Below are 16,045 nucleotides of genomic sequence, written 5' to 3'. Positions count from 1 at the left end.
GGCCCACCCCCTCCCCGCCGGATCGCCCTGCCCACGGGGCCGCGCCGCCCCGCCCGCCCCAAGGGCTCTCGGCTCCGCTGACCCCCGCGCCGGTTTGTAGTAGCCTTGGCCCCTTTTTTGCAGTTGGGCGCCGCCCGCCGGCGCGACACCAGGCTTGTCCCGTACCCACTCCCCCAGCGCCAGACTCATCCGCGTGCTGGCCGATCTGGCCGTGGCGGACGCACCCGAATCCAGGCAGACCTTCGCCGACCGGCTGGGCCTGTGGCTCGACTTCACCGACGCCATCGCCCTGTTCTCGGTGCTCCACGGCAACGCCGGCAGCGCCGCGCCGCCGCAGCCGGCCGGCGCCGGCCAGCCCGTGCACGACGACTACGCCCGGGTACGGGCCACGCTGGAGGACGCCATCGCCATCGACGGGCTGCTCACCCCGGGCAAGGCGCGGGTCAAGCTGCCCCGACCCGACTGGCACCCGTCGATCGAAGGCGCGGCCGATTTCCTGCCCTACCAGCGCTACTACCTGGCCCACCAGCGGGACATGGGCGCCGCCATCGCCCCCCTGCGCAGCGCCGCCCGGGCCGCGCTGGCGGCCCAATCCCCCGCCCACCGCCAGCTCGCCCAACTGGACGGGGTGATGGAGCAAGCCCTCGCCCCCCGCGAGCGCGCCCTGCTGGGCGGCGTGCCGGTAGCGCTGGCCAGGCATTTCGAGCGCCTGCACCAGGCCCACCGGGCCGCCCGCGCCGACACCGGCGAAACCGACAGCCCCGCAGCGTGGCTCCAGCCCGGCGGCTGGCTGACCGCCTTCTGCAAAGACATGAAAACCGTGCTGCAGGCCGAACTCGACCTGCGCCTGCAACCGGTCGCAGGGCTTCTCGAAGCCCTGGGCAACGAGGTGACAAAGCAAGCATGAACAAGAAGATCTGCTGGACGGCCTTTTTCATCGGCCTGTTTGCGGTGGGCTGGGTGGGTGTCGGCTACATCGGCGGCAGCCCGCTGGCCCTCGCCATGACGGTCATCGTCGGCCTGGTTTACCTGGCCGGCGCGCTCGAGCTGCGCCGCTTCGCCGCGGCCACCGACAGCCTCGCCAAAGCCCTCGCGGCCATCCCCGACAACCTGCCCAGCCTCGACAACTGGCTGGCCGGCGTCGATCCCTCCCTGCAGAACGCCGTGCGCCTGCGCATCGAAGGCGAACGCGTCGGCCTGCCCGGCCCGGCGATGACCCCTTATTTGGTGGGGATGCTGGTGCTGCTGGGCATGCTCGGCACCTTCCTGGGCATGGTCGTCACCCTCAACGGCGCGGTGATCGCGCTGGAGAGCACCACCGACCTGCACACCATCCGCGCGGCGCTGGCCGCCCCGGTCAAGGGCCTGGGCGTCGCCTTCGGCACCTCGGTGGCGGGGGTTGCCGCCTCCACCCTGCTGGGCCTCATCTCCGCCCTGCTGCGGCGCGACCGGCAGGCCGCCGGGCGGCTGCTGGACGCCCGCATCGCCACCGCCCTGCGCGGCTTCTCCCTCGCCCACCGCCGCGACGAAACCTACCGCGCCCTGCAGGCCCAGGCCCAGGCCCTGCCCGACATGGTAAGCACCCTGCAGGCCATGATGACCCAGCTCGAACAGCAACACCGCCAGCTGGGCGAGCAGCTCCTCGCCGGCCAGCACAACCATTACCGGGACGCCACCCGCATCTACACCGACCTGGCCGCCTCGGTGGACCGCTCCCTCAAGGACAGCCTCACCGAGAGCGCCCGGGTGGCCGGCGCCACCCTGCTCTTCAGATTCGAAGCCACCATGGGCGGCATCGCCCGCGAGACCGGCGCCCTCCACACCCGCATCGCCGACACCGTGCAGGCCCAGCTCGACGGCCTCGCCGGACGCCTCGGCCACAGCGTCGCCACCGTCACCGAAGGCTGGACCGCCGCCCTCGCCCGCCACGAAGCCGGCAGCGAACGGCTCCAGCAGCAGCTCCAGGCCGCCCTCCAGCGCTACGGCGACACCTTCGAGACCCGCTCCGCCGCGCTGCTGGCCGGCGTGCGCGACACCCACGCCGCCCTGCAAGGCGAGCTGGCCGCCGCCCTCGCCGCCACCCACAGCGACACCCGGACGCTCCACGCGCAGCTCGCCGGCAGCGTCGAAACCCAGCTCGACGGCCTCGCCGCGCGCTTCGGCGAAGCCGTCGCCAGCGTCGCCGACACCTGGGCCGCCGCCCTCGCCGCCCACACCCGCAGCACCGACACCCTCACCCACGAGACGCGGCAATCCCTGGCCGCCTTCGCCACCCGTTTCGAGCAAGGCGCCGCCGACCTCCTCGCCACCCTCCGGGCCTCCCACGCCGCCCTGCAGGGCGAGCTGGCCGCCGCCGACACCCAGCGCCTCGCCGCCATGACCGCCTCGGTCGAAGCCCTCGCCGCCACCCTCCGGGCCGAATGGCAGGCCCTGGGCCAGCGCACCCTGGCCCAGCAGGAACAGATCTGCCAGACCCTCGGCGACACCGCCCGCGCCATGAGCGCCGACGCCCGCGCCCAGGCCAGCCAGACCATCGGCGAAGTCACCCGCCTGATGGAAACCGCCGCCGAAGCCCCCCGCGCCGCCGCCGCCGTCATCCAGCAGCTGCGCCAGGAACTCACCGCCAGCATGGCCCGGGACAACACCCTGCTCGACGAGCGCAGCCGCATCATGGAAACCCTGGCCGCCCTCCTCGACGCCATCAACCACGCCTCCACCGAACAGCGCGGCGCCATCGACGCCCTGGTGGCCTCCTCCGCCAGCCTGCTGGAGCGCATCGGCAGCCGCTTCGAGGCCCAGGTGGATGGCGAATCCGCCAAGATCGCCGACGCCGCCGCCCACCTCAGCAGCGGCGCCATCGAGGTGGCCAGCCTGGGCGAAGCCTTCGGCGCCGCGGTGGCGCTGTTCGGCGAATCCAGCGACCGGCTGCTCGAAACCCTCCAGCGCCTCGAAGGCTCGCTGGAGAAATCCGTCGCCCGCAGCGACGAGCAGCTCGCCTACTACGTCGCCCAGGCGCGGGAGATCATCGACCTGTCGGCGATGTCCCAGAAACAGATCGTCGAGAACCTGCAGCAACTCTCCAGCCGCCAGGCATCCCTGGCTGCCGACAACTGACATGGAAAGCCTCGACGACAACATCGAGCACAGCACGCCGGTCTGGGCCGTCTTCGGCGACCTGATGTCCGGCCTGCTGGGCGCCTTCGTGCTGATCCTGGTGGGCGTGCTGGGGGTGCAACTGGAGCTAGCCAGCAGCCTCGAGGCCGAAGTGCAGAAACGCCAGCAGGAAGAACAGCGCCGCGTCACCCTCGAGAAAGCCCTCGCCGGCCCGCTCGCCTCCGGCCGCGTCACGCTGGATAACGGGCGCATCGGCATCAGCGGCAGCGTGCTCTTCGCCCTCAACTCCGACGAACTCCAGCCCGAAGGCCGCCAGCTCCTCAAGAGCCTCGCCGCCCCCCTCGCCGCCTACCTGGCCACCCGCGACGAGATCCTGATGGTGAGCGGCTTCACCGACGACCGCCCGGTGCGCGACAGCAACCGCAAGTTCGCCGACAACTGGGAACTCTCCGCCCAGCGCGCCCTCACCGTCACCCGCGCGATGATCGAAGAAGGCCTGCCCGCCGCCGCCATCTTCGCCGCCGCCTTCGGCCCCGAGCAGCCCGTCGCCTCCAACGCCGACGCCGAAGGCCGCGCCCGCAACCGCCGCGTCGAGATGGCCCCGGTGCCCCGCTCCGGCAAAGCCGCCGACCAGGCCCGGTGAGCACCGCCGACGCCCTCGCCGCCCTGCGCGCCCAAGGCGCCGACCCGCTGCGCCTGGCCCACCTGGAAGCCCTCGCCCGGCGCAGCGCCAACGCGCACGGCCGCGCCCGGCAAACCCTGGAGGCGCGCCTCCACGCCGCCCTGGCCGACGCCGCCGCCCACCACGCCCGCAGCCGCCACGCCGCCGACACCCTCCTCGCCCGCGCCAGCGCCCGCTTCCCCGAGCACGCCGAAGCGCTCGCCGCCCTCCACGCCGCCGGGCAGTTCCGCCAGCTCCGCCAGCACGTCGCCCGCCTCGAAGGCGCCCGCCGCCCGCCCGCCCTGGCCCAGCTCCTCGCCCACCTGGAACACCGCCGCGGCGACACGGCGAGCAGCGACACCCCGGTCGCCCCCCCCGCCCCCGGCGACCCCGCCTCCCTCGCCTACTTCGAAAACCTGTGGGCCGAGCTGAAGGTGGAGCAGCAACTCGCCGAAGCCCTCGCCCAGGCCCCCGAGAACGCCGGCCCCCTCAACTCCCACCTGCTGGCCCTGCAATCCCTCAAGCTCATGCGCGACACCTCGCCGGCCTACCTCAAACGCTTCGTCGCCTACGTGGATGCGCTGCTGTGGCTCGACCAGGCCGACACCGCCACCAAGCCCGCCCCCAAAAGCGCCGCCAAGGGCGAAAAGGACAAGAAACGCAAGGCGCCGCCGCGGGGCCGGAAAGCCTGAAACACAAAAATTCGGACAGGCTCCGGCTGGGACCTTTTTGCTCCCGGTTGGGACCTTTTTGCTCCCGACCGGGCGCTTTTTACTCCCGACCGGGCGCTTTTTCGTCCCGGTCGGGAGCATCGGGCTCCCGGGTCGGACGATTGAGTTCCCGACCGGATACTTTTTTGTCCGGGTTGGGACCTTTTTGCTCCCAACCGGAAGCTCAATCGTCCGAACCGGGAGCAAAAAGGTGTCGGTTCGGAGCAAAAAGATCCCAACTGGGACGATGGGGCTCCCAAGCCGGCGCAGCCCCTGCCCCGGGGGGATGTCGGATCACGCTGCGCTAATCCGACCTACCGGCGGCGCGACGAACAGCCCAAGCGGCGTAGTGGCGTAGGTCGGGTCAGCGCAGCGTGACCCGACGCGCCCAGGCCATCACGCCCGAGAAGCACACCCCACCCGTCTGCCCCACCCAAGGCCGCCGCCAGCCCCCCACTGCAGCCGGCGGCGCCCGCCGATCAAGGCGTCTCGATATACCCCTGGGTGCTGCGCTCCGCCGCGGCCGGCTTGGTGAGGGTGCCCTTGCTGCGCACGTAGTGCAGGAAGGAATCCGCGTAGTCGAGGAAGGTGTCTTCGCGCTGGGCGGCGGGGATGGTCTTGAAGGTGTCGTACTTGTCGCCGCCTTCGGCGGTGAAGTTGTTGGTGATGAGCGTGTAGCGGGCGGCCGGGTCGAGGGCGGCCCAGGCGCCGCTGGCGGTGCGGATTTCCAGGTTGCTCACCCGGTTGCCCTTGGTCTGGTTCATGTCCACCCGGAAGCGCAGGCCGCCGGTGTAGGGGTAGGCGCCGGTGCCGGTGCCGTTCATCACCGAATCCACGCCGTCTTCGAGCGCCGCCTTGACCTGGGCGCCGGTGAGCACCAGCCGGTAGAGGGTGTTCTTGAAGGGGAGCAGGGTGTAGATGCGGCCGACGGTGAGGTTGCCGGCGGCCAGGTCCACCCGCACGCCGCCGGCGTTCTGCAGGCTGATGTCGGCGCCGCCGAAGCGCTGGCCCTGGGCCAGGAAGGCGTCGGCGACGAGTTGCTGGATGTCGCCGCCCTGGGCGATCACGGTGGCGTCCTTGTTGCACACGTCGCCCAGGCTGGAGCGGCTGGTGTCGCGCTTGGTGCCGGGCACGCGGCGCAGGCATAGGTTGTCGGCGGCGCTGCCGGCGACCTGGGTGCCGAGGGCGTCCTTGGCGGCCTTGAAGGGGGCCAGCGCGGCGGTGGCGACGGCCGAGGGGGCGGTGGTGCGGAACACGCCGGAGACGTCGAGCTGGGCGCGGTAGGCGGCGGCGTCGGCAGTCGAGGCAGCCGCACCGCTCACCTTGTAGGTGTCGCCGACGAGCACCTGGGGCTTGCCGGTGCAGCCGGTCACCACGCCGTCGGCGTCGAAACTCACGTCGAGCGCGCCCACGGCGTAGGCGTATTGCCAGGCCTGGGCGATGCACACCGGGCGGCCGTCCTTGTCGGTGGCGGCGGTGGGGTAGGCGCCGGCGGGGGTGAGGCCGAAGCCCTTCATGCTGTCGGGGCCGAGCAGGGTGTGGGAGTCGCCGCCGACGATCACGTCCACGCCCGAGAGCTTGGGCGCGATGGCCTTGTCGGCGTCGTAGCCCAGGTGGGACAGCAGCACGATCTTGTTCACCCCGCGGGCGCGCAGGGCGTCGATGGCGGCCTGGGCGGCGGCGGTTTCGTCGAGGAAGGCGGTGGTGGCGTCGGGCCGCGAGGCGAACTGGGTCTTGTCCTTGACGGTGAGGCCGATCACGCCCACCGCCTGACCGCTGCGCACGATGATGGTGGAGTCGGCGATGCGGGCGGCGAGCGGCGTACCGGCCGCCGGGCGGACGTTGGCCGACAGCACGGGCGTCTGGCAGCTGCCGGCGTGCAGGTAATCGATGAACTTCACGAGGCCAGCGTCGGCGCTGTCGAACTCGTGGTTGCCCAGGGTGAAGGCGTCGAAGCACACGGTGTTCATCAGCGCCGCGTCGGCCTGACCTTCGCTCTGGGTGAAGTACAGGTCGCCGGTGATGGCGTCGCCGGCGTGGAGCTTGAGCACGTTGGCCTTGCCGGCGGCGAGCTGCTCGATGGCGGCGGCGACCCGCGGGAAGCCGCCCAGCTCGACGGTGACCGAGCGGCTGGCGCCGGTGGCATCCTTGAGGGTGAGGGCGGTGGTCTCGGCGTCCAGGTGCGAGTGGTGGTCGTTGATGTGCAGGATGCTCAGGTCCAGCGGCGCGCCGCGGTCGGTCGTCCCGCCGCAGGCGGCAAGGGCGAGGGCGCACAGGGGCGCCGCCAGGGTGCGCAGGGGGGTGTCGGTTCGATGGGCTGACATCGCAGTGGCCTGAAGTTGAACTGCGTGGCAGGCTAATCGCCCCAGGTTAAATCCATGTGACCCAGCCCGGCCCCCACCCGGCTACCACCCGGCCGCCACCTTTCCACGCCGCTCCACACCCCACCCTGCCATGCTCCCGATTGCCTCCTCCCAGCTGCTGCTATCCCTGTCTGCCCACTGGAACGCGGCCCACGGCCAGCTGCAGCGCTATGAGCGGGCCGCCGGGGGCGACTGGGAGCCGGTGGGGGCGCCGGTGGCGACGGCGCTGGGGCGCTGCGGGATGGCCTGGGGGCGGGGGCTGCATCCGCCGGTGGCGGGGCCGTCGAAGCGGGAGGGGGACGGGCGGGCGCCGGCCGGGGTGTTCGCCGTCACCGCCCTGTTCGGCGACGGGCCGCCCGCCGCGGCCTTCCGCCTGCCCTATCGCCCGGCCCGACCGAGCCTCAAGTGCGTTGACGACCCGGCCTCGGCCCACTACAACTGCCTGGTGGACACCGCGCACACCCGCCCGGATTGGGCAAGCTGCGAGGACATGCTGCGGCCCGACCGGCGCTACGCGCTGGGGGCGACGGTGGCCCACAACACCGACCCGCCCGCGCCGGGCGCCGGGTCGTGCATCTTCCTGCACGTGTGGGAGACGCCGGCCACGCCCACCGCCGGCTGCACCGCGATGGCCCTGGAGGACATGCGGGCGCTGGCGCTGTGGCTCGACGCGGCGCGGGCGCCGCTGCTGGTGCAGCTGCCCGCGGCGGAGTTCGCCCGCCGCCAGCGCGCCTGGGGCCTGCCGCGGCGGTGACAGCCACCGGCCGCGCCGATAGACTCCCAGCCTTTCCACCCTTGCCCGCTCCGCCCCGGAGCGCTCCTCCTCGTGCTCAACCGGATCTGGGTTGCCTTCGTGCTGGTCGGTTTTCTTGCGGCGCTGGTGCAGACCGCCCAGGGCGATCTGGAGATCTTCTCGCGGGTGCTCACCGGCCTGTTCGATTCGGCCAAGACCGGCTTCGAGGTGGCCTTCGGGCTGGTGGGGGTGATGAGCCTGTGGCTGGGGGTGATGAAGGTGGGCGAGGCGGGCGGGCTGATCGAGCGCTTCGGGCGGGCGGTGGCGCCGTTCTTCCGGCGGGTGTTTCCGGATATTCCGCCGGGCCACCCGGCCGCCGGCAGCATTGCGATGAACGCCAGCGCGAACATGCTGGGGCTGGATAACGCGGCCACGCCCCTGGGGCTCAAGGCGATGCGCGAGTTGCAGGAGATCAACCCGCAGAAAGATACCGCCAGCAACCCGATGATCATGTTCCTGGTGCTCAACACGGCGGGCATCACCCTGATCCCCACCTCGGTGATCGCGATCCGCCAGAGCATGGCGGTGCAGCAGGGGGTCGCCGGCTTCAACGCGGCGGACATCTTCCTGCCCACCCTGATCTCCACCTTCATCTCCTTCACCGCCGGGCTGCTGGCGGTGGCGGCGTGGCAGCGCATCAACCTGCTGTCGGGCCCGGTGCTGGCCTTCTTCGGCGGCTTCGCGGCGCTGATGGGCGGGCTCTACGCCTGGCTGGCGCCCCTGCCGGCGGCGCAGATGGCGCAGCTGATCGGGCTGCTGGGCAGCGGCCTCGTGGTGTCGATCGTCGTGCTCTTCGTGGGCGCGGCGGCCTGGCGCGGGGTGGACGTCTACGAGCGCTTCGTGGAAGGGGCGAAGGAAGGCTTCGGGGTGGCGGTGCAGATCGTCCCCTACCTCATCGCCATGCTTGCGGCGATCTCCATCTTCCGCACCAGCGGCTGCATGGGCTATCTGGTGGAGGCCATCCGCAGCGCGGTGCTGGCCCTGGGGCTGGACGCCGATTTCGTGCCGGCGCTGCCGGTGGGGCTGATGAAGACCCTGTCGGGCAGCGGGGCCCGCGGGCTGATGGTGGATGTGATGAGCGCCTACGGCGTGGATTCCTTCCAGGGCCGGCTGGCGGCGATCATCCAGGGCTCCACCGAGACCACCTTCTATGTGCTGGCGGTGTACTTCGGCAGCGTGAACATCACCCGCACCCGCTACGCCGTGGCCTGCGGGCTGATCGCCGATTTCGTGGGGCTGGTGGGGGCCATCGCGGTGGGCTACCTGTTCTACCACGGGGCCTGAGGGGCGCGGGCCTCGCCCGACGGGGCGTTTTCCGGGACAATCCGGCCGCCTCCAACCCGCCGCCCTCATCCATGCAGCCCCTCCTCGACGCCATCGCCCAGCTTGCCGTGCCCACCGAAGCGGGGCGCATCTTCCACGGGCGGGGCGGGCTGCACCCGGGCTGCGAGCACTGGACCCTCGACGCCTATCCGCCGGTGTTCCTGCTCACCGCCTTCGAGCCGGCCAGCGACGAGGCGCTGGCCACCATCGGCGCAGCCCTCGCGGCCCGCTGGGCCCACATCGCGCCGGGCGAGCCCCTCAACTGGGTGTACCAGTACCGCTTCGAGGCCCGGGCCGAGACACGCCCGATGGCCGGCAGCGTGCCGGAGCCCCACACGATCGTCGAGGACGGGGCGCGCTTCCGGGTGCACCTGCTGCGCGGCCTCAACCACGGCTTCTTCCTCGACATGGCCGAAGGCCGGCGCTGGGTGCGGGCGCAGATGGCGGCGCGACCGGGGCAGCGGGTGCTCAACCTGTTCGCCTACAGCTGCGCGTTCTCGGTGGCGGCGCTGCAGGCGGGCGCCGGGCAGGTGGTGAATGTGGACATGGCCGGCGGGGCGCTGGCCATCGGGCAGCACAACCACCGGCTCAACGGGCTTACCGCGGGCGCCAGCTTCTTGCCCCACGACATCTTCGCCTCGTGGGGCAAGATCAAGCGCGGCGGGCCCTACGACCTGGTGATCCTCGACCCGCCCAGCTACCAGAAGGGCAGCTTCGTGGCCGAGAAGGACTACCCCCGGCTGGTGCGCCGCCTGCCCGACCTGCTGGCGCCGGGCGGCCGGGCGCTGCTGTGCCTCAACTCGCCCAAGCTGGGGGTCGACTTCCTGCAGGCGCTGGTGGCGGCCGACGCGCCCGGGCTGAGCTTCGAGGGGCGGCTGCCCAACCCGCCGGCCTTCGCCGACATCGCCCCCGAGCGGGCGCTGAAGGTGCTGGTGTACCGCGCGCCGGGCTGAGCCGCCCGGGCAACCCGACGCGGGCAACGGTCGGGCCGCCGATCGTCTATGCCTGTTGAATCCGTCACGGTCTAAAGTTCGATTCGGTAATACCGTAACCAAGGCATGGCGTTTGCTATGTACAAGAACAGAAGATCGGACGGAGACTCCACCATGAACACCCTGCACTTCCACTTTCAACTGGGCGCCGCCCTGAAGGCGATCCTCGCCTGGCTGTCCGAGACCACGCAGGAGAGCCGTTCGGCGCGGCTTTCGTCGCTGGGCATGGCGGCCTGCCGGCGCGACAGCAACGGCTTCGAGCACCCGGGCGACGACCACCGCTACCGCTGAACGCGCACCGGCGGGGTGCCCTCCGCGGCGGGCGCGCACATCGATGAGGCGCGGCGCCGCAGCGCGCAAAGCCAGGCCGCCTGCGGGCGGTCTGGCCGTTTACGGCGGCGCTCAGGCGGCCGGCTCGTCCTCGACGGGGGCGCTGGCTTCGGCCTTCTCGACCGGCAGGGTGACGGTGAAGGTGGTGCCCTTGCCCACCGTGCTGGCCACGTCGATGCTGCCGTGGTGCTTGCCGATGATGCCGTAGGCGATGGACAGCCCCAGGCCGGTGCCCTTGCCGATGGGCTTGGTGGTGAAGAAGGGCTCGAAGAGCCGGGCGAAGTTCTCTTCGGGGATGCCCACCCCGGTGTCGCTCACCCGGATGCGCACGGTGCCGCTGGCGTCGTGCTCGGTGGCGATGACGATCTCGCCCTTCTCGGGGATGGCGTGGGCGGCATTGACCAGCAGGTTCATGAACACCTGATTGAGCTGGGACGCGATGCAGTACACCTGCGGCAGCGCCGGGTCGTAGTGCTTGACCACGGTGCACTTGTACTTGATCTCGTTCCAGATGATGTTGAGGGTCGAGTCGATGCAGGCGTGCAGGTCGGCCCAGCCCCAGCCGGCGCCGCCGACGCGGGAGAAATCCTTGAGGTTCTGGACGATGTCCTGCACCCGGGTGAGGCCGTCCTTGGATTCGGCGAGGAGCTGGAAGATGTCGTCGTGCACGAACTCGAAATCCTTCTGCCGCTTGAGCGCCGCCAGCTCGGCGGCGTCCGGTTCGGGCAGCACGCCGGCGGTCTTCTCGTCGTAGACCTTCAGGATGTCGAAGATGCCGGCCAGGTAGCCTTCGAGGGTGGTGACGTTGGAGCGCACGAAGCCGATGGGGTTGTTCAGCTCGTGGGCGACGCCGGCGGCGAGCTGGCCCAGGGAGGCCATCTTCTCGGACTGGAGGAGCTGGTTCTGGGCGTCCTCGAGCTTGCGGTTGAGTTCGCGCTGGTGGGCCAGGGACTGGGCGAGCTGCTCGCGCTCGCGGCGCAGCTCTACCTCGGCGGCCACCTTGTCGGTCACGTCGTTGGCGTACACCACCACCCGCGGCGGGTTGCCCGGCACCGGGTACACCGTGACGTGGAAGATCCGGCCCCGGTTGGCGGCGTCGATCTCGGAGCTGTGGCCGGTCTCCAGCACCTCGGCAATCTGGTCGGCCAGCCGGATGCCGAACTCCGACGGCAGCAGGTCGAACAGGTTCTGGCCCGACAGCCGGGCCGGCGTGGCCCCGAAGAACTCCGCGCCGATGCGGTTGATCGCCATCAGCGCCCCGTCGGGGGTAATCATCGCGATGAGCTGGTCGGCGCTGTCGAGGATCGCGCCCAGGGTCTCGGTGCGCTCCATCACCCGCGATTCGAGGGTCTCGTTCTGGGTGCGCAGCTCGTCCTGGGCCTGCTTGAGCTTGAGGTGGCTCTTCACCCGCGCGATCAGGATCGCCGCGCGCAGGGGCTTGGTGATGTAGTCGGCGGCGCCCAGCGACAGCCCGTGCTGCTCGTCCTCGTCGTTGACCCGGGCGGTGACGAAGATCACCGGGATGTCGCGGGTCACCGGGCTGGCGCGCAGGCGCTGGATCACCTCGTAGCCGTCCATCTCCGGCATCATCACGTCGAGCAGGATCAGGTCGGGTCGCGGCTCGGCGGCGGCGATGCCCAGCGCCAGCGGGCCGGATTCGGCGGTGAGCACGTTGAAGTGCCCCTCCAGCATCCGGCTGACGCCTTTCAGGTTGATCCGGGAATCGTCCACCACCAGGATGGTGGGAACGCCCGCCCCCGCTACGGAGGTGTGTTCGCGCTCAGGGGTGGCCAACATGGTCTTCTCTCCGAGGTCGTTCGCGCGCCGCGGCGCAGGCCGGGCACAGGCTTCGTCACAACCGGTCATTACGGAAGGCGGCCCAGGCAACTTGAGCCGGGGCGGCTAAAAAACCTGCGCCGGCGCCATCGCATTTTCAGATGACACACGGCAACTTCCATCTGTTTCAGAGATGACCGGCCGGCACGGTTTTCTGGGATCATCCGGCTCTCGCCCACCCGGAGCCCTCGCGATGTCCGACACCGCCAGCACCCTGTTCACGCCCTTCACCCTCGGCAAGCTCACCCTGCCCAACCGCATCGTCATCGCGCCCATGTGCCAGTACTCGGCCGACGGCGACGGCAACGCCTCCGACTGGCACCTGATCCACCTGGGCAGCCTGGCCCTGTCGGGCGCGGGCATGCTCATCCTCGAAGCCACCGCGGTGAGCCCCGAAGGGCGCATCACCCCGGATTGCCTGGGCCTGTGGTCCGACGCCAACGCGGCCGCGCTGGGGCGGGTGCTCGACGGGGTGCGCCGCCACTCGGCCATGCCGCTGGCGATCCAGCTCGCCCACGCCGGCCGCAAGGCGTCCAGCGCGGTGCCGTGGGCCGGCGGCCAGCTGCTGTCGGCCGACGAAGGCGGCTGGACCTGCGTGGCGCCGTCGGCGCTACCCTACTCCGCCACCGAGCCGGCCCCCACGGCCCTCGACGCCGACGGGCTGGCGCGCATCCGCGACGCCTTCGCGGCCGCCGCCCGGCGGGCCGCCCGCATCGGCCTGGACTGCATCGAGCTGCACGGCGCCCACGGCTACCTGCTCCACGAGTTCCTGTCGCCCCTCAGCAACATCCGCGACGACGCCTACGGCGGCAGCCTGGAGAACCGGATGCGCTTCCCGCTGGAGGTGTTCGACGCGGTGCGGGCCGCCTTCCCCGCCGGGCGCCCGGTGGGCATGCGCATCTCGGCCACCGACTGGGTGGACGGCGGCTGGGATCTGGCCCAGAGCGTGGCCCTCGCCCAGGCCCTCAAGGCCCGCGGCTGCGACTTCATCCACGTGTCCACCGGCGGGCTGTCGCCGCTGCAGCAGTTCGCGGTGGCGCCGGGGTTTCAGGTGCCTTTCGCCGCGCACATCCGCCGCGAGACCGGGCTGCCCACCGTCGCCGTGGGCCTGGTCACCGAAGCCGAACAGGCCGAGGAGATTGTCGCGAATGGGCAGGCCGATCTGGTCGGCGTGGCCCGGGCGATGATGTACGAGCCCCACTGGCCGTGGCACGCCGCGGCCCGGCTGGGCGCTCAGGTGAATGCGCCGCGGCAGTACTGGCGCAGCGCTCCGCGCAACGCCGGCAACCTGTTTGCCGGGGCCAGGATCGGGATGCGCTGAGGCTTCAGGCCGTCACCGCCCGGCGGCGGTGACGCAGGATCGCCCGCACCATCGCCTCCGGCTCGATGGGCTTGGCCAGGTGATCCACCATGCCGCAGGCCAGGCAGGCCGCCCGCTCCTCGTCGAGGGCGTGGGCGGTCTGGCCGATCACCGGCAGGTCGGGGGCGATCTCGCGCAGCCGGCGGGTGGCGGTGTAGCCATCCATCACCGGCATCTGCACGTCCATCAGCACCGCGTCGAAGGCCGCGGCGCCCCGCGCCTGCACGCAGTCGATGGCCTGCTGGCCGTTCTCGACCAGGGTCACCTCGGCGCCTTCGCTGCACAGGTGGTCTTCCAGCACCATCTGGTTCACCTCGTTGTCCTCGGCCACCAGCACCCGCACGCCGGCCAGCCGGGTGCCGGGCTCGCCCTCGCCCGCCACCGGCGCGTCCTCGGCCGGCAGGCTGGCCAGCGGCACGTAGGGCAGCCGCACCTCGAAGACGCTGCCCTGGCCTTCGACGCTCTCGGCGTGCAGCCGGCCGCCCATCAGCCCGACGATGCGGCGGGTGATGGTGAGCCCCAGGCCGGTGCCGCCGAAGCGGCGGGTGGTGGAGTTGTCGGCCTGCTCGAAGGGCGCGAAGACCTTGTCGATGTCCGCCTGACGCATGCCGATGCCGGTGTCGCTGACCCGCAGCACCAGCTCGTCCGCCTCGGCCCCGGCGTAGAGGGTGACGCCGCCGTGCTCGGTGAACTTGATGGCGTTGGAGAGCAGATTCACCAGGATCTGCCCGATCCGCAGCGGGTCGCTGACGCAGGCGGCCGGCAGCGACGGCGCCCGCTGCAGGCGGATCGCCAGCCCCTTGTCGCCGGCCCGCTCCTCCATCAGCGCCAGGGTGTCGCCGATCACCTTGACCAGGTTCACCTCGATGGCCTCGATGCGCAGCTTGCCGGCCTCGATCTTCGAGAAATCCAGGATGTCGTTGATGATGCCCAGCAGCAGCTGGCCCGACGACAGGATGCGCCCGAAGGTGTTCTGGGCCGCGTCGCGGCCGACGCTCTCGCGGTAACCCATCCGCGCCAGCCCCAGCACCCCGTTGAGGGGCGTGCGGATCTCGTGGCTCATGTTGGCCAGGAACTCGCTCTTCACCCGCGCCAGCCGCTCGGCCTCGGCGCGGGCGGCTTCGAGGTCGGCGGTGCGCTCGGCGACCAGCTCCTCGAGGCTGTTGCGGTAGCGGGCCAGCTCGTCGTCCTTGCGCACCCGCTCGGTGATGTCCTGGAGGATCACGATGCCGCCGAAGATGACGCCGTCGGCGTTGCGCAGCGGCGCGCAGGACACCGACACCTGCAGCTCCTTGCCGGCGTAGCTGGTGCGGTAGCCGCCCTCGTACTGGCCCAGCCCGCCCGCCAGCGAGACGCGCATCGCCGGGAGGATGCGCGGGTCCTTGAGCTGCTTGCAGTCGACCTGGAGCATGTAGTCGTGGGGCACCGCCATGATGTTGGCGAACTGCAGGTTGCAGTACATCACCTTCAGGTCGGTGTCGTAGTGGAGGATGCCCACCGGCGAATACTGGAGCAGCAGCCGGTAACGCTCCTCGCTCTCGTTGCGGGCCAGCTCGGCCAGCTTGCGGTCGGTCACGTCGGCCTGCACGCCCTCCCACAGCACCGCGCCGTCGTCGAGCCAGGTGGGGCGGGCGATCACCGCGATCCAGCGGGTCTCCCCCGCCACCCGGACGCGCCCTTCCCACGCGTAGTCCTGACCGCCATCGACGGTGGTCATGGGCACGCTGAACGGGTCGTGGCGGTCGTCCGGGTGCACCTGCGCGAACACCACCCCGGCGTCGGCCATCACCGCCTCCACGCTCAGGCCCAGCTGGCTGCAGAAGCGCGGGCTGACGTAGGTGAAGCGCGCCTTGCCGTCGGGCTGCCAGCGGAAGCCGAAGATGCCCGACGGAATCCGCTCCACCAGCTTCTCGTACTCCGCCAGGGCGCTCTGCAGCGAGCCCTCCACCTGCTTGTACTCGGTGATGTCCTGCACCGCGCCGTGGACGCTCAGGGGCCGCCCCGCCGCATCGCACTCCATCAGCCCCACCCCGTGCACCCAGCGGGTCGAGCCGTCGCGGCAGATGATCCGGTAGCTGTGGTCGAACGGCTCGCCGTTCTGCACCAGCCCCACCATGAAACGCTCGATCACCCGCTTGTCGGCCGGGTGGACCAGCTCGATCCAGTCCTCCGGCACGAACGGCCTCTCCCGCGGCACCCGGAACACGTCGCGCAGGGTGGGCGAGCTCATCGTCACGTTGTCGGTCAGGTCGATGGCGTACACGCCCAGCTTGCCGATGCGCTCCGCCGCCGCCAGGGCCCGGTCGCGCTGGCGCAGCTCGCCCAGGGTGGCGGCCAGCCGCACATTGGATTCCTTGAGCTGGCCGGCGTCCTCCTGCTGGCGCCGGTAGAACGCGCCGATCATCAGCGCCGAGCCGCCCGACACCAGCAGGAAGGCCCCCAGCAGGATGCCGGTCTGCCACGCGTCGCGACGCCACTGGGCAAGGTAGTCGTGGCTCGACAGCCCAACCCCCACCACGAAGGGCAGCCCATCGACCTGCTGCATCGCCAGGAAGCGGTCGCC

Annotated in this window: 12 protein-coding genes; 9 read left to right on the top strand and 3 right to left on the bottom strand. The window is 71.3% G+C overall.

From position 1 onward, the window contains the following. Nucleotides 1-154 precede the first annotated feature (154 nt). The 4 genes from ACE3N6_RS17125 to ACE3N6_RS17110 are packed head-to-tail and all read left to right on the top strand — an operon-like array spanning nt 155 to nt 4,467. Nucleotides 155-907, top strand: a complete 753-nt coding sequence (locus ACE3N6_RS17125) for a DUF3348 domain-containing protein (protein WP_374247021.1) — start codon at nt 155-157, stop codon at nt 905-907. Continuing rightward, complete coding sequence (locus tag ACE3N6_RS17120; protein ID WP_374247020.1) at nt 904-3,114, top strand: DUF802 domain-containing protein; 2,211 nt, start codon at nt 904-906, stop codon at nt 3,112-3,114. Before ACE3N6_RS17125 ends, ACE3N6_RS17120 begins: the two co-directional genes overlap by 4 nt. Nucleotide 3,115: 1 nt before the next feature. Continuing rightward, entirely contained in the window at nt 3,116-3,757 is a 642-nt protein-coding gene (locus ACE3N6_RS17115) for an OmpA family protein (RefSeq protein ID WP_374247018.1), read from the top strand. After that, entirely contained in the window at nt 3,754-4,467 is a 714-nt protein-coding gene (locus ACE3N6_RS17110; RefSeq protein WP_374247016.1) for a DUF2894 domain-containing protein, read from the top strand. Before ACE3N6_RS17115 ends, ACE3N6_RS17110 begins: the two co-directional genes overlap by 4 nt. 497 nt (nt 4,468-4,964) lie before the next feature. Here the strand turns inward: ACE3N6_RS17110 and ACE3N6_RS17105 are convergent, their stop codons facing one another. Beyond that, nucleotides 4,965-6,809: a bifunctional UDP-sugar hydrolase/5'-nucleotidase gene (locus tag ACE3N6_RS17105; RefSeq protein WP_374247015.1), complete on the bottom strand. Its 1,845-nt coding sequence runs from the start codon at nt 6,807-6,809 to the stop codon at nt 4,965-4,967. Between the two features lie 130 nt (nt 6,810-6,939). On the opposite strand from ACE3N6_RS17105, the gene ACE3N6_RS17100 reads away from it, so the two are divergent. From ACE3N6_RS17100 to ACE3N6_RS17085, 4 genes are all read left to right on the top strand, one after another. Further along, entirely contained in the window at nt 6,940-7,602 is a 663-nt protein-coding gene (locus ACE3N6_RS17100; RefSeq protein WP_374247014.1) for a L,D-transpeptidase, read from the top strand. A gap of 72 nt (nt 7,603-7,674) precedes the next feature. Next, nucleotides 7,675-8,925: a nucleoside recognition domain-containing protein gene (locus tag ACE3N6_RS17095; RefSeq protein WP_374247013.1), complete on the top strand. Its 1,251-nt coding sequence runs from the start codon at nt 7,675-7,677 to the stop codon at nt 8,923-8,925. A 71-nt stretch (nt 8,926-8,996) separates the two neighbouring features. Next, nucleotides 8,997-9,917, top strand: a complete 921-nt coding sequence (locus ACE3N6_RS17090; RefSeq protein ID WP_374247012.1) for a class I SAM-dependent methyltransferase — start codon at nt 8,997-8,999, stop codon at nt 9,915-9,917. A 153-nt stretch (nt 9,918-10,070) separates the two neighbouring features. Then, nucleotides 10,071-10,247, top strand: a complete 177-nt coding sequence (locus ACE3N6_RS17085; protein WP_374247011.1) for a hypothetical protein — start codon at nt 10,071-10,073, stop codon at nt 10,245-10,247. Nucleotides 10,248-10,358: 111 nt separating this feature from the next. Here ACE3N6_RS17085 and ACE3N6_RS17080 read toward each other — a convergent pair whose 3' ends face one another. Then, the gene (locus ACE3N6_RS17080) at nt 10,359-12,083 is read right to left on the bottom strand and encodes an ATP-binding protein (protein WP_374247010.1); all 1,725 of its coding nucleotides are present in this window, start codon (nt 12,081-12,083) and stop codon (nt 10,359-10,361) included. A gap of 232 nt (nt 12,084-12,315) precedes the next feature. On the opposite strand from ACE3N6_RS17080, the gene ACE3N6_RS17075 reads away from it, so the two are divergent. Next, on the top strand, nt 12,316-13,443 hold the full coding sequence (locus ACE3N6_RS17075) for an NADH:flavin oxidoreductase/NADH oxidase (RefSeq protein ID WP_374247008.1): 1,128 nt from the start codon (nt 12,316-12,318) through the stop codon (nt 13,441-13,443). A gap of 4 nt (nt 13,444-13,447) precedes the next feature. Here the strand turns inward: ACE3N6_RS17075 and ACE3N6_RS17070 are convergent. Continuing rightward, on the bottom strand, nt 13,448-16,045 hold a 2,598-nt coding region (locus ACE3N6_RS17070), incomplete at its 5' end, for an ATP-binding protein (RefSeq protein WP_374247007.1).

Source organism: Zoogloea sp. (assembly GCF_041904905.1).
Lineage (GTDB): Bacteria > Pseudomonadota > Gammaproteobacteria > Burkholderiales > Rhodocyclaceae > Zoogloea.
The sequence above is the reverse complement of the archived record's forward strand: the minus strand, read 5'-3'. Positions and strand labels throughout refer to the sequence as shown.